The sequence below is a fragment of the Alistipes timonensis JC136 genome (assembly GCF_900107675.1).
In the GTDB taxonomy this organism is placed as follows: Bacteria; Bacteroidota; Bacteroidia; order Bacteroidales; family Rikenellaceae; genus Alistipes; species Alistipes timonensis.
The window spans coordinates 483,630-498,105 of the sequence record NZ_FNRI01000002.1; the positions used below are offsets into that span (position 1 = coordinate 483,630).

Annotated in this window: 12 protein-coding genes; 3 read left to right on the forward strand and 9 right to left on the reverse strand. The window is 60.9% G+C overall.

What is annotated here, in order from left to right:
- Nucleotides 1-50: 50 nt before the first annotated feature.
- Entirely contained in the window at nucleotides 51-674 is a 624-nt protein-coding gene (locus BLU78_RS04270) for a TetR/AcrR family transcriptional regulator (RefSeq protein ID WP_010262940.1), read from the forward strand.
- 167 nt (nucleotides 675-841) lie between these two features.
- Complete coding sequence (locus BLU78_RS04275) at nucleotides 842-1,420, forward strand: TetR/AcrR family transcriptional regulator (protein WP_010262935.1); 579 nt, start codon at nucleotides 842-844, stop codon at nucleotides 1,418-1,420.
- 21 nt (nucleotides 1,421-1,441) lie between these two features.
- On the opposite strand, the gene BLU78_RS04280 is transcribed toward BLU78_RS04275, so the two are convergent.
- Nucleotides 1,442-1,750, reverse strand: coding sequence for a copper homeostasis protein CutC (locus tag BLU78_RS04280; RefSeq protein ID WP_231290850.1), 309 nt, complete (start codon nucleotides 1,748-1,750; stop codon nucleotides 1,442-1,444).
- Here BLU78_RS04280 and BLU78_RS04285 point away from each other — a divergent pair.
- Nucleotides 1,743-1,949 (forward strand): hypothetical protein, encoded by a 207-nt coding sequence (locus tag BLU78_RS04285; RefSeq protein ID WP_026020741.1) that lies wholly within the window; start codon nucleotides 1,743-1,745, stop codon nucleotides 1,947-1,949. The two genes, BLU78_RS04280 and BLU78_RS04285, sit on opposite strands and share 8 nt — an antisense overlap.
- A 68-nt stretch (nucleotides 1,950-2,017) precedes the next feature.
- On the opposite strand, the gene BLU78_RS04290 is transcribed toward BLU78_RS04285, so the two are convergent.
- The 8 genes from BLU78_RS04290 to BLU78_RS04325 form a co-directional block, all read right to left on the reverse strand.
- Complete coding sequence (locus BLU78_RS04290; protein ID WP_010262927.1) at nucleotides 2,018-3,391, reverse strand: MFS transporter; 1,374 nt, start codon at nucleotides 3,389-3,391, stop codon at nucleotides 2,018-2,020.
- Nucleotides 3,392-3,428: 37 nt separating this feature from the next.
- A complete protein-coding gene (locus tag BLU78_RS04295; protein WP_010262924.1) occupies nucleotides 3,429-4,313 on the reverse strand; it encodes an endonuclease/exonuclease/phosphatase family protein in 885 nt (294 codons plus the stop codon).
- 27 nt (nucleotides 4,314-4,340) lie between these two features.
- Nucleotides 4,341-4,859: a sigma-70 family RNA polymerase sigma factor gene (locus BLU78_RS04300; RefSeq protein WP_231290849.1), complete on the reverse strand. Its 519-nt coding sequence runs from the start codon at nucleotides 4,857-4,859 to the stop codon at nucleotides 4,341-4,343.
- Nucleotides 4,860-4,959: 100 nt separating this feature from the next.
- Entirely contained in the window at nucleotides 4,960-6,417 is a 1,458-nt protein-coding gene (locus BLU78_RS04305; RefSeq protein WP_010262917.1) for a calcineurin-like phosphoesterase C-terminal domain-containing protein, read from the reverse strand.
- Between the two features lie 11 nt (nucleotides 6,418-6,428).
- The gene (locus BLU78_RS04310) at nucleotides 6,429-8,246 is read right to left on the reverse strand and encodes a hypothetical protein (protein ID WP_010262915.1); all 1,818 of its coding nucleotides are present in this window, start codon (nucleotides 8,244-8,246) and stop codon (nucleotides 6,429-6,431) included.
- A 24-nt stretch (nucleotides 8,247-8,270) separates the two neighbouring features.
- Nucleotides 8,271-9,800 carry a calcineurin-like phosphoesterase C-terminal domain-containing protein gene (locus BLU78_RS04315; RefSeq protein WP_010262913.1) on the reverse strand — a complete coding sequence of 510 codons (1,530 nt, stop codon included), beginning with the start codon at nucleotides 9,798-9,800 and terminating at the stop codon, nucleotides 8,271-8,273.
- Nucleotides 9,801-9,868: 68 nt separating this feature from the next.
- Nucleotides 9,869-12,955, reverse strand: a complete 3,087-nt coding sequence (locus BLU78_RS04320) for a BACON domain-containing protein (RefSeq protein ID WP_010262912.1) — start codon at nucleotides 12,953-12,955, stop codon at nucleotides 9,869-9,871.
- Between the two features lie 15 nt (nucleotides 12,956-12,970).
- On the reverse strand, nucleotides 12,971-14,473 hold the full coding sequence (locus tag BLU78_RS04325) for a SusD/RagB family nutrient-binding outer membrane lipoprotein (RefSeq protein WP_010262910.1): 1,503 nt from the start codon (nucleotides 14,471-14,473) through the stop codon (nucleotides 12,971-12,973).
- Between the last annotated feature and the right edge of the window lie 3 nt (nucleotides 14,474-14,476).

The window sequence follows — 14,476 nt, forward strand, 5'->3', positions numbered from 1 at the left end:
AAATCAGTCGTATATTTACATTGACAAAATTGTTAAAGCCGCACGATACCATGACCAAACCGGCCAGAAACAAGGAACAGGCGATTCTGGAAGCCGCCGAACGGGAATTCCTCGACAAAGGATTCGCCGGGGCGCGCACGACCTCGATCGCCGAGGCGGCGGGCGTGACGCACGCCATGCTGCACTACTATTTCCGGACCAAGGAGCAGTTGTTCGAACGCATCCTCGACGAGAAGACGCGCCTGATGAGCCAGTCGGTGCTGACCGCCTTCGGCCAGCCGGACCTGCCTCTGCAGGAACGCATCCGGGACGGCGTCGAGAGCCACTTCGACTTTATCGCGGCGAATCCCGACCTGCCGCGCTTCATCGTCAACGAGGTCTTTTCGCGTCCCGAGCGTTACGAAGCGATGCGCCGCCGCATCCGGACCATCGCCGAAGGGCTGATGCACGACATCCAGCAGGAGTTGGATGCCTCGGCAGCCCGCGGCGAAACCGAGCCGGTCGACGCCCGGATGCTGTTGTTGGACATCATTTCGCTCAACGTCTTCCCGTTCATCGGGTTCCACATCATCGAGCCTGTCTTCGGCGACCTCTCCGGCGACCGGGAACATTTCTTCGGAATGCGCAGGGCGGAAAACGTGGAGATCATCCTGCGCCGACTCAAAAAAGCATGACCATGAAACGAATCGCCCTTCCGTGCGGATGCCGGCCGGCCGGACTTTCGGCCGGCGCACAGGTGACACTCGAGAGTGCCGCCGGCTGGCCTTCACGCTTGCTGCCGCGACCTATCGCAAGCAGGCATAGAACCCATTTACGGACGACACCTCAAAACCATACGACTATGAACCGAGAAGAAATGCTGAAAGCCGCTTACGGGATTTTCCTGCGCGAAGGAATCCGGGACCTGAACCTGCACAAGATCGCCGACAAGCTCGGCGTCTCCCGCCACGACCTGCACGCCGCCGTCGGCGACAAGCGCGAACTGGCGGAACAGAGCGTCGAATACGGTCTGCAACAGCTCGACGAGACGCTGAAAGCCGTGGAGGCTTCGTCCGCGAATCCCGTCGAAGCACTGATCCGCACGGCCGTCACGGCCTGCGACGCTTTCGGGCAGATGAGCTGGATGTTCTCCGAGGACGCACCCTACTACCCTGCCGTGGTCGACGCCATCGAACTCGAACGGCAAAAATTGCAGGAACAGCAGCACACGATCTTCCGGCAGGGAGTCGAACAGGGCTACCTGCTCGGCGAAGCCTATTACGAACTGTTCGAACAGCTTTTCTGGCAGAACGTCACAGCCGGAACCCGGCACCGCGAAGTCACCCTGCGCGTGCTCTTCACCGTAGTGCGCGGCTCCGCGACCGAACAGGGCCGTCAGGAGGCGGAACGGGTCCGCGAAGCAATGGGGGTGGCCGGCTGACGACGCCGAACGAGGGAGGGGCTATGCCCTGTTCAATTCAGCGAGTATCTGCCGGACGAGAGTTTCGTCGGCATCGGTCACGGAGTATTCCGGAACACCGGCACACCCGCCCATCGAAACCTGCGGATTGCGGAATCGCATCGCTCCCTCACGTTCCCGGCGGGCGCTGAAGTGCAGGGCATCGACTCCCGCGGCGGCCAGCAGACGGGCGTTCGACGGATTGACGCCGCTCCCCGCCATGACCCCGATGCGTCCGGCCGCCTGCGCCGCCAAGGCGCGCAGCGTCCCGATACCCTCCTGCGCCGTATTGCAGCCTCCGGAGGTGAGCACCCGGCTCTCGGGACGTTACAACAGCGGCAAGCCCTGGAAAACCGACTACGCCTTCGAACTGAGCGGCGACAGAAAAACGATGACGATGACCAGCGACACCGACATTGCCGAGGTGAGCATCTATACGAGGAATGCGATCCCCGAAGCGATACGAAACGCGCCCGAGGTACGGTCCTCCCTCCCCGGCGGATTCCTGTGATTCCGGCAACCTGAAAAAACGCCGCCTGAACAATCAGGCGGCGTTTCACTTACCGGACCGGCCTTCTCTCAGGCGTGCGCTCTCTTCGAAACGAACAGCGCGAGGATGAACGAGAGCGCCGAAGCCGCGATCCAGAAGATGATCGCCGTATCGAAATCGTAGGTCGTAACACCGTCGGTGACCGTCTTGCCCGAATTGATGAGCCATCCGCTGACGATGTCCTGCAACCCGGCGCCGACATAGCTGGCCATTCCGACGATCCCGAGGGCCGCACCCGTAGCTTCGCGCGGCACGATGTCGATAGCCATCAGCCCGCCCAGGAAGCAGATCAGCACCCCGATGGCCATGCCGAATAACACCATGCTCAGCAGGTTGACGAACATGCTGTCGCCCGAGTAGAGGAACAGGCACAGGGCGATGGTGTTCAGCACGCCGAAACCGAAAGCCAGCACGTTGCGGCGGCCGTGGAACAGCGTATCGGACAACCATCCCGAAAAGACCGTTCCGACGATCCCCAGCAGGGCGTTGACCGAGATGACCTGCGTGGCCGTAGCCAGCGAATATCCTTTGACCTCCTGCAGAAACAGCACGCCCCAGCCGTTGATGGCGTAGCGCGAGACATACATGAAGGCGCTCGACAGCGCCAGCACCCAGACGAAAGGATTGCGGATGACCGAACGCTGCAATTCGGAGGTCGAACCGTGGTTATGGTTCTGTTCGGGAGCCTCCTCTCCGGTCAGCACCTCGATCGGGGGCAGGCCCTTCGATTCAGGCGTATCGTGGAGCAGAAAAACGATCACCAGCACGCCCAGCACCCCGGCCAGGGACGATCCGACGAATCCCCACTGCCAGCCGAAGATGCCGACGACGGCCCCGACGAAGAGAAACGAGAGGAACTCGCCGAGGTTGTGGCTGGCGCTGAAAAATCCGTAGTAGGTGCCGCGCTTGCTCAGGGGATACCAGCGCGAGAGGGCGATGATCGCCGGGGGCGCGCCCATCGACTGCGACCATCCGTTGACGCCCCACATCACGGCGAAGGCGATGAAGAGCGTCATGTTGCCGACCATGCCCCCGCCGTTGGCGAAGCCCAGCGCCCCGACCAGCAGGTTGGCGACGGCCGAGACGCACAGTCCCGCAGCCATGAAACGCTTGATGTTGCTGTGGTCGGAGAGGAATCCGTTGACGAATTTGCCGATGGCGTAGGCGAACAGCAGCGCCGAACCGATGATGCCCAATTGCGTGGCATCGAGCGCCCCGCTCTCGAGGATCGGCTTCTTGACCACATTGAGGCTCGTGCGGCAGACGTAATAGAGGCTGTAACCGACCGTGCCGGCGATGAAGCTCTGGAAACGCAGCTTCTTGTAAAGTTTCATGCGCGCCGCGTCGTCGCCCGTGAAGGGCGCCGAAGGCTCGCTTTTACGAAAGAAAGAGAGTATGCTCATTCGTTTGTTCGGAAATAGTTTCAGGTTACGGTGAATTTTACTTGGTGAAAGCCAGCTCGACCAGCACCGGGAAGTGGTCCGAAGGCGTGCGGGCGCGGAAAGGCTTTGCGCTGCCCACGGGCTCCTCCGAACGGTAGGTGTCGGTCAGGATGCCGTAGCGCAGGACCCGGAAACCGGGCGTCACGAAGACGTAGTCGATATGGCGGAAGGTCTTACGGTCGGGATCGAAGCCGTTTTCCGTCCCGGTCCAGGCGTATTTGATCTCGGCCAGGTCGTAGGTGTCGGCGAGCAGTTCCGAGTCGCGCAGCACGGCGTAGCTTTCGCTCGTCTCGCCGACGTTGAAATCGCCCGTCAGCACGGCGCGTTCGCCGCGGCACATCGTCCGGATTTTATCCAGCACCAGCCGGCAGCTCTCGACCTGCGCACGTTCGCCCTTGTGATCGGTGTGCAGGGTGAAGAACCAGAACCGTTCCCGGGTTTCGCGGTCGAAAAAACGCCCCCAGCAACAGATGCGGACATACTTGGCATCCCAGCCCTTGTTCGGGCGCGAAGGGTCCTCGGCAAGCCAGAAATGGCCCGAGTCGAGCAGTTCGAAACGATCGCGCTTGTAGAACACGGCGGAATATTCGCCTGCCTCGGCGCCGTCGTCACGCCCGACACCGGTGTAGCCGTAACCGGGCAGCGCCCCTAAAAGGTCCTCCAACTGGCTGTGGAACACCTCCTGGGCCCCGAAAATATCGAAATCATGGAAGCGGATGAGCGACGCGATCACCGGCAGGCGTTGCTGCCAGCCGTCGCCCCGGGCGTCGTCCGCGGCATTGAGCTGCCGCACGTTGTAGGTTCCCGTCGAAAAGGTCTGCGCAGCGGCAGGGAACGCCGTTGCGGACGCAGCGGCGCAAAAAAGGATAAACAGTTTCTTCATATCAGGTTTTTCAGTTTGTCAGTCGTTTCATTCCGAATCCGGCCAGCGGCCCTTGAACTGCGGCGAACGGCGGAACCAGCGGATCGAAAGGGAAATATGTTTTTCAACCGTGCGCTGCGCAATGTGCAGCCGTTCGGCGATCTCCCGGTTGGTCAGGCCGTCGATGCGGCTCATCCGGAAAATCCGCGCAGTCTGGGGCGGCAGGCGGTCGCACAACGCCAACACCTCCTCGATCAGCAGCGTGGCCAGCGGAGAGTCGTTGGGCGCGTCGAGAAAATCGCACAGAGCGAGCGTCTCCCACGCCCGGGATTCCTGCAATTTGCCCAGGTCGACGCTGTTGTAAAGTATCTTATTCTGCCGCAGCCAGTTCAGGCACTCGTTGTGGGCCATCGAAAAGAGGTAGGACGGCACCTTGGCGCGGTCCAGGCAGGGCCGGCGCCGGAGGAACTTGTAGAAGATCTCCTGAATGACATCGTCACCGAGGTCCCCGCGGCCGGTCACGCCGCCGATATAGGCGCACAACCGCGGATAAAGAGCCGTAAACACCTCTTTTACCTCCTGTTCGGTATACCCGAAATATGGGACTCCGGTATGAAACATCTTCTATCTGGCAAGCTGACTGCGGAACAGTATCCAAAACCGTACCTTACCAACTCACGTGCTCCGTATAAGTTGTCCCGAAGCGGTCGGTCACCCGAACCTCGCCCGCCTTCACGCCCGGCGTGGGCTTGATACGGAACATGTGGAACGACTTTGCGGGCTGGCAATATTTGCGGGTGGTCTTATTGGTCACCGTGGCGTACAGGTCCACATAATCGGGGTCGAACTCCTCGCAGGGCTCCATCTCGCCCGCTTTCACGCCGTTCTCCCACCATTCGACGGGTCCCCAGGCATCATCCCACGTCCAGACGTTGGCCAGCACGTAGTCGCTTCCGGTCCGCACGGGCGAATAGAGACGCATCTGGTGACTGCGGTCCTTGCCGCAGGAGTGGTAATACCACGACACGTCGTCGCCGTCGACATCGACGATCATGTAGCCCTGCGGCGTGCCGTCGTTGTTGAGATGCTTGTTCAGGCGCAGCGAACCCGTCGAACGGGTGACGGTAACGGCCGTCAGGTTCTCGATGGGCATCTGTTCCGAACGGTTGTAATTGTAGATATACGTGTGGTGGTTGTGCCCGGCCCACGAATAGACGTTCCGGAATTTGAGCAGTTCGTCGCGGTAGACCGCATAGTTCCTGTTGCGGGTCGAGAAGCTGCTGTGTTTTTTGAACATCTGCGAATGGGCGCAGATCATGATCGTCTTGTCCTTGGGCACATAGCTCAGGTCTTGTCTGAGCCAATGGGCGATCTCGTCGCTCAGCCCCAGCTCGTAGGATTTCGAAGCGTCCTCGCGCCCGTAGAGGATGTTGTCCACAAAGACGTAGTGCATGTTGCCGATATTGGCCGAATAGCAGGTCGGCCCGAGGTACATTTCGAAATAGACGGTGCCCAGCGAATCGCTCAGGATAGTCGTCTGGTCGTGGTCGTGGTTGCCGATGACATTGAAGGTCGTCGTGTTCACCCGCTCCGTATTGTCGATATAGGTGTTGTAGACGTTCATGTCGTTGTAGACCAGGTCGCCGAGGTTGATGCCGTAGCACGGGGTCCTGATCGTGTTGCGCATGCGGATCATGTCGGGAATGACCACCGAACGGTAAGCCTCGGCCGAACCGTCGACACCGTAGTTTTTGATCTGGGGATCGCCCTGCACGAGCAGCGTATGGTGTACGGCGGGCGTCATGCGCGGTTCGAGTACGAAATCGGCCTTCACCTCCTTCTGGAAGCGGTCGATGGGTTTGAAAAACTGCGGACAGCCATGACGCGCCGGTATCTCGTATTCGGCCGGAACCGAAATGAAGACGAAACGACGCAGCGAGAGGTCGCTCGTCAGGGCATAGCGCCCGTCGGCATCGGTCTGCGTACAGTTAAGCCCGTCGCTCACCACGACGCCCTCGATGGGCAGTCCGCCGCTCGACACGACGCGGCCCGTCACATTCGGAGTCTGGGCATAGGCGGTGCAGCAGAGCAGCGTCGCCCAGATATAGATAATCAAACGTTTCATATCTTGCGTTTTTAGTTGTTCCCGTCCCAGTAATAACAGCTTGCGAGGTCCACGACCGCCTTGTTCTTTACGACGTTGCGCCCGGTGACGAACTGTTCGAAATTCCCGGGCGAAGCCTTCGCCGCCGCATCGCGGCCCTGCGCCGACGTTCCCACGCCGCCGCCGACACCGCACGCTTCGATGCGGTCGGTCGCGGTACGGCCTTCGCCGAGGATCGACCCGGCCAGTCCGAACATCCCCTTCACCACGCCGCCGTTGCGGCACGCCTCGATGCGGGAGTTCCCGCCGTTCCACGTCGTGGCGGCGATACCGCCCGCCTGACCTTTCGCCCCGGCGAGCACGTCGCCCCGGTTCGTACATCCTCTGACGGCTCCGTTTTCAAAAGCCGCGACGATGCCGCCCAACAGAGCACCGCCTCCTTCGACGGTCCCGAGGTTTTCGTTGCCGTCGAAATCGCAATAGCCGGCGAAACCGCAGATGCCGGCCGCACGTCCCGATTCGGAGCGCACGCGCCCCGTATTCACACAATCGCGCACGTCGGCGCTCACCGTCTCATTGCCGTTGACGAAGCCCACGATGCCGGCCGCCTGGATACCCCGTGCACTGTTGCGCGTGTTCTCGCCCAGGCCGCAGGAGACATCGCCCTCGTTGCGGCAATCACGGACCGAAGCGGCATAGACGGCGTCTTTCTTGGCGTAGATATCGCCCACGATCCCTCCGGCGGTCGAGCGGCGGTCTACGCTCACGCCGTCGAACCGTACCGCCCCCTTGTTGCGGCAGTGCGAAACGACGACGGGACGCCCCGACAATCCGACAATGCCGCCGACGGAAGCCTGATAGGAACTCGTCGAGGTAACGGGCGCGAAATTGTCGCAGTCGCCGACGGTCAGCGACTCGTGGGCCGATCCGCAGATGCCGGCCGTGAGGCTGTACGCATAACCGCGCGTGGTGACGGCCCCGAAATTGTCGCAGCACATCACGTCGCCCTTGGCCATGCCGCAGATGCCGCCCGCCATCTCCTGACAGTAACGGTCGCTGCCCTCCTCGACGCCGCGCGCCGCGGAGACGATCTCGCCGCGGTTGATGCAGAACTTGGTCTTTACGCGCATGTTGTAACCCACGATGCCGCCGATGTGCGAGACGATGAACGCGCCCGAATAGCTGACGCGCCCGGTGTTCTCGCAATAAGCCACGAAGGCCCCCGGCAGCGAACGCCCGAGGCTTCCGCCCAGCACGCCGCCCAGGTACATCCGCGGTTCGGCAGTCGGGGCCAGCGACGGACAGTTGCCCGCCGAGGTGATTTCGCCGCCGTTCTTGCAACGGATGACGATGTATTTGTTCATGCCGCAGACGCCGCCCACGTAATTGTCGTGCTGCGATCGGGGCGAACGGTGCACAATGGAACCGTAGTTCTCGCAGCGTTCCAGCGTACCGTGGTTCACATCGGCCACGAAACCCGCATAGAGCGCGTCGTCACCGTCGTCCGACACTTTCATCGAACAGCTCGGCGCGATCACGAGATTGCGCACCGTGCTGCCCTCGGCGACGAGCCGGAACAATCCGCCGTCGGTCTTCCAGTTGAGGATCGCATGGCCTTCGCCGTCGAAAACGCCCTCGAAATTCGCAATCCGCGCGAAACGTTTTACCTTACCCATGTCAATATCGGCTTTCAGATGCACCTCGCCGCGCTCGTCCTGCCATGCGGCGATATCGCCGCCCGCATTGACGGCCTCGGCAAAGGCCGCGAGATCCGCAGCGGAGGAGATGCCTCCCGCAGCAGCGGCCAAAGTTACCGCCACGGCAAGAAGGGTCAATGACAATTTCTTCATAATTCGGTTAAATTTTCAGGTTTGTTACCACTCCAACGTAGTCGTATAGTGTTCGCCGAAACGGTCCGTCGTCTCGATGGTCGCCTGCGTCGCCCCGGCCGTGGGCAGAATGCGGAACATATGCGAGGTTCGGAAAGGTTCGAACGTCGCCGTGTTCTGCGTCGAGTTATAGTAGTCGGCCATCCGGACGAAGGCCCCGTCATAGGCGGTGACCCGCTTCATCCCGGCTTTGTCCTTGCCGCTGTCCGTATAGCGGACTTCGCTCCACCGGGCATCGTGGTTCCAGACGTTGGCATAGACATATCCGTCGCTGTACCAGGCTCCCGGAGCATAGGCCCGGATCTGACGGTCGCGCCCCAGCCCCGAAGGTTTGTAGTACCAGCTGATCTGCTCGCCGTCGACATCCACGACCAGATAACCCCGCGGCGTCCCGTCGGTCGAGATCCGCTCGTTGAGCCACAGCGCCCCGGTCGAACGGGCCAGAATGTGCGACTCGACATTGGGGAATTTCGCCGCCGGCTCCTCGGCCGAATAGGCATAGTTGAAATTGATGTGCGAATGGCCCGCCCAGGAGTGCACGAAACGGTACTGCGCCAGGCGCGAGGCATAGTCGGGACCGTGCTTGTCGCGCTCGGCAGGTTCGGAGTCGGGTTTGCGGAACATCGAACTGTGGGCGCAGAGCATGATGATCTTGTTTTTGTCGACGTATTTCAGATCGTTGCACAGCCAGCTGTACACCTCGTCCGAAAGCCCGTCGTTATACGCCCCCGTGGCGTTCGGATCGAGCGTGTTGTTCTTCATGATGATATTGTCGAGGAAGATGAAATGCAGCTCGCCCAGTTCGACCGAATAGCAGGTCGGGCCGAGGTGCTCCTCGAACTTCTTCACCGCCTCGCGGTCGGTCGCCACGTTCTGCACATGATCGTGGTTGCCGATCACGTTGAAGACCGGGAAATCGAAATCCGCGATCCCGGCGCAATAGGTCGGATAGAGCGACATATCGTTGTGGACCAGGTCGCCCAGCGAAATGCCGTAAACCGGACGGTCGGTAATCGACGCGGCCGTCTCCTGCAAATCGCGGCACATCTCCTCGTACATGTCGATCGAATGGAATGCGAAATTGTCGTAACGCGCATTGCGCGAACGAATCTGCGGATCGGCCGTCATCAGGATCGTATAACGCGGGGCCGCCTTGCGGCGGGCCGTGAGCGTGAAATCGGCCCTGACTTTCGTAGAACCCTCCGGAATACGCTGCCAGAACTGCGGAATGCCGTCTTTCACGGGAATCTCATACGCCGCAGGGATGGTCACCTGCACGAACCTCCGCTTCGAAAGGTCGCTGTCGAGCGCGTAATTCCCGGACTCGTCGGTCAGGGTCGTGAGCAGTCCGTCGCTCACTACCACCCCTTCGACGGGCAATCCACGCTGGTCGAGGACCGTTCCGCTGACGGTCGCGTCCGGACCGCCCGGCCCGGTCCCTCCGGGCGCATCGCTGCCTCCGCAGGCGGCCAGGAGCCATCCTGCCACGAGGGCAAATATCAGTTGTCGTACCATTCGCGCATCATTGTTAAAAAAACGGGGACGGAACGGAGGCTTCGCCCCGTCCCCGACCCACTAACCGTTTATTTTCCGTCCCAAAGCGAGTTGCCCGAACCGGTGAAGTTCGTGTCGCCGCAGATGTCCGAGAGCTTTATCGCCGTCTCGGTCGAATTCGAACTGTCTATGCTTTTCCGGTAAATTCCGCCGAAACCGCAGTTGTCGATCGTGGCGCCTGCGACCGAAACGCCTGCGACACCGCCCCAGACGGTCGTCGACGTATAGTTCCGATCATAGACGACTCCGTAATGCCGGCAATCCGACATGGAAGAGCCTTTGGAGAGAACGCCGACAAGACCGCCCAAATTGGCCGGATTCGCATCGCCCGTACCGTCGGCCACGACCATCGCCCGGTTTACGCATCCCGTAATCTGCGAATTCATGGCCTGTCCCGCAATACCGCCGCTCCGCCCGTTCCGGTTGGAAGCGTTGAAGCCGCCCGTATTCGTACACTCCGCAACCCGCGTATTCTGGGCATAGCCAACCACTCCGCCTGCCATACCGCGGTAAACGACCATCGCACCCGAATTCGAACACGTCGAAACGACATTGGGTTCCGCCGTCGAAACGACCGCACCGACTATACCGCCCGTACAGTTCGCACGCTTGCCTTTAACGTTGTCGTCGTATTCGATATTATTGTTATAAAAATCGCTGTTCACCTCGCCGCTGTTGGCACAGCCCGAAATCGTACAATCCGAAGCGAGCACATACCCGGCGACACCGCCTTCGTAGACGGGCATGGCATTGGCCCGCACCAGCCGGTCGTGCTTGACGGCGGCCAAGTTCTTCGAATCGGACACCGAAGCGCCCGAATGATCCTTGCCGATCTCCCCGACAAGACCCGCGATACCGCCCAAGCAGCGGGCTTCCCAGGCGGGAGTTCCCGACGCGGGCGTCGCCGATACCGTAACGGCGCCTGAATTGACCGCAGCGGAAACCTTGCCCAGGTGCATGCCGACGATTCCGCCCGCAGCGATGATGTCCGTCGTGGCATACTCCATCTGTTCGATCGAGACAGCGCCCGAGTTGGTCGTATCGCCGTTGCCGGTAACCGACCCCTTGCCCATCACCTGACCGGCCACTCCTCCGATATAGGCATAGCGGGGACCGAAGAAAGCCTCTTTCAGCGGACCGTTCGCCCCTTCGGGGTTTCCGGGAACCGAAACCGAAGCCGCATTGATGACATCGGACACCGCTCCGTCGGCCGAACCCACGATACCGCCCATGATGACGAACTTGCAGACCGCCGTGGCGGTCAGATTGCCGCGGTTCTTCGACCCCGAAATGGCTCCCGTCGACTTGCCGGCCACACCGCCCGCATAAGCATAGCGGCAGGCGTCGCCCAAACGGTTGGCGGCGATCGAGAGAGGTTGTTTGTTGGTACAGCCCGTCACCGATCCGTCGGCCCAACCGGCAATGCCGCCCGTGTAACTCATGTAGGCGGCTTTGATCTGCAGGGCGACGGTCTTGCCGCCCTCCGTCGTGCAGTTCTCGACCGCGCCGCCGGCATAGCCGACAACGCCGCCCGTATAGAGGCCCGCCGTATTGACTTTGGGCGTAGCGCCCGAAGAGGCGATGCCTCCCTCGTTGGTGCATCCCGACACGACGGACCCGGACTCGGTTTCGGCTGCAACGCCGCCTATCGAGACTTTATTGCCGACAACGCCGCTGCCCAGCGTAACGAGCCCGCCGTTCGAACAGTTCTCGACACGTCCGGTCGCTCCGACCAGACCGACCAGACCGCCTACGCCGCACGCTCCGTCCACCGTGGCGGCGGCATCGAGCGTCACGGCGGCCATGTTGCTGCAATTACGCAGCGTGCCGTTGCAGACCCCGACAAGCGCCGCGGCATATTCGCCCGCAGCGACGCTTCGTGCGGTCACTCTCGACGCAGCGTCGATCGTCAGCTCGCGGATCTCCGAACCCTCGGCCGTATGGCCGAAGAGCGGTTCTGACGTATTCCAGTTCTGGATCAGGTGCCCGTTGCCGGCAACGACGCCGTCGAACGGACGCTCCGCCGTACCGATCGAGGTCCACTCGACATCCTTCATATCGACGTCGCCCAGCACCTCGACGGTCTTGCCGCCTTCGCCCGACGTCCAGTCGGAGGTGTCTTCCCCGGCATTGAACGCCTCGGCGAACATCTTCAGGCCGGCGCCCGAAACGATGCCGCCCGCAGGATAGAACGCCTGCCTGATGGCGGGCAGAGCGGTCTGCGCCTCGATGTCCTTAATCGAAAACTCGATCACACCTTCGCGCTCGGTTTTCGTGTCGCTGGGGTTCTCCGCAACGGAAAAGGTATAGGTCGCCTGCTCCCCGTCCGGTTCGGACACATAGGTAATCCACGTCGGGCAGGTCACGCCGACGACCGCCTCGGCCGGTGCCACCACATCGAATTTCACCTCGCCTTTGGCCGCCAGGCCGAGCTTGCCGTCGGTGCCGAACGGCATATCCGTTCCGAATTGATAAACGGCATATTCGGTGCTGTAACCCACCCCGTCGGTCGGTTCGATCGTCAGCGTGCCATAACGCCCCGCAGCGCCCGTATTGGCGTCGCAGCGGATGCGGAGCGTCGAGGTGGTCATGCCTTCGGCATCCGGCTCGGAGGTCTCGACGACCTCGCCGTGAATCCATTCCGAATCCACCGGCTGCCATTTCGAAAGGGTTTTGACCACGACCTCGATGGCTTCGGAATCGTTCGGAGCCACCACGGAGTAAACCTTGTCGAGAATGAAGATGTTACCCGACTGGTCGACGGTCATCCGGTAGGTGAAAGCGCCCGCCGAAAGGGTGACGATCGCATCGCGCGACTTGAAATCCTCGTTGGCCGTCACCTCGATCGTGAATTCACCGCTGCCCACGTGACTCTCCTCCTCGTCGACGACGCACCAGTCGCTATCGGAAGACACCGTCCAGTGTACGCTCTCCACATTGAGCGTCACGGCCACGGTCCGGGTCTGGCTCGAACTGGTCATGCCCCGGGTGGCGTCCCACGTCGGAGTCAGCACGACTTCCAGTTTATCGGGATATGCCGACGTTCCTTCGTCGGACGAACAGGCTGCGAAAACGGCCGTCGCCGCCGCAAATATCAGAAAAATATATTTTTTCATATCGTTGGTCTCCTTTTATTTACGTTTGTTGGTATGATCGGCCCACCAAACGTTCGTGGTCATGTTGTTCGTACCTCCGAGCCAGCCGTTCACCGCCTCGAAATAGTTGTCCCGGTTGCGGAACTCCTCGTCTGCGGGATAGCGCAGACGCGTGGGCAGAATGCCGTCGTTGGCGGCCAGCGCCTTGACAGGCATTTCGGGATAACCCGTGCGGCGGTAGTCGCACCACGACTCGATGCCGACCAGGAAATTCGAAATCCACTTCTGGGTCATGATCCGTTCGAGCACCTCCTCGCCGTCGAGCGCGTCGACCGACACCTTCGGATTGGAAAGGAACGATGTCAGGTCAGCATCCGGATCGTCGGTCCACTCGAAAACGGCTTCCGAAACGGCCTTCACGTAATACTCTTTCGGCGTCCCCGGAATCCAGCCGCGGTAAGCGGCCTCGGCCCAGATGAACCACAGTTCCGAGTAGTTCATCAGCGGGAAATGGTCACGGTCCTGAATCACATTGCGACGGTAGTGGGCCGCCGTATCGAAATATCCCATCAGCTCGTTGTAGGTGATCTGCGTCGGCACGCCCACGAGTTTGTCGAAATAGAGCGACACGCGCGGGTCCTTCAGCCCGGCCGACGTATCGTACATCTCGTTCATCAGCCGCTCGCAGATCATGTTGTTGTTCCAAAGACCCGCGCGGGTGTTGTGGAACGGCGTGTACTGCGCGTTGACATTCTTGTCGAACTTCACGTTGGCGGCGTCCGCACGGCTCTCGAAAACGGGATAAACCGACGGATAGGAGAAGATTTCGTTGAGCTTCGACACGGCGCCGAGACGCTCGCCGGCCGGATCGCTCTCATCCTTCAACGCGACGCGCATCAGCAGGCGGACGTAAAGCGAGTTGCCGAACTTGCGCCACTGGGCGACCTTTCCGTCATACATGTAATCTTCCAGCATGTCGAAATCCGTCCCCTCTTCGGCCAGCAGGGTGTTGGCCTGCTCGAGTTTTTCGAACATGTCGCGGTAAATCTCCTTCTGGCTGTCGTAGGCCGGATAGAACTTGCCTTCGGTATACCCCTTACCGGCCTCGAAGTAGGGCGCATCGCCGAACGCATCGGTGATGTGCGAGAGCGTCAGCACTTTGAGGATGCAGGCAATGGCCAGCCCCGTCTTGTCATTGTCCTTCTCGGCCTGCACGCGCATGGTCTCGGCATTGCCGGCCCAGCGGTAGATGTTCTGCCAGAAGTAGTTGATGATCGAGTTGTTGAAGCGGTAGTTGTAGATGCGCTCGGCCGAGGTCTGCGCCTGCACGGTGTACTGCATGAGCTGCGAATTGACGTCGAACGAACGTTCCAGCAGCGCATATTCGAGACCGAACGTGATCGGCTGCACGTAACTCGTGGCATTGGTGGTCTGCAACGCATTCTTGTTTACGTTCATCTCGTCGAAATTGTCGCAGCCCGACAGGACGAGCGCGCCGAACGAGAGGGTTGCAGTCAGTTTTATAATCGTATTTTTCATGTT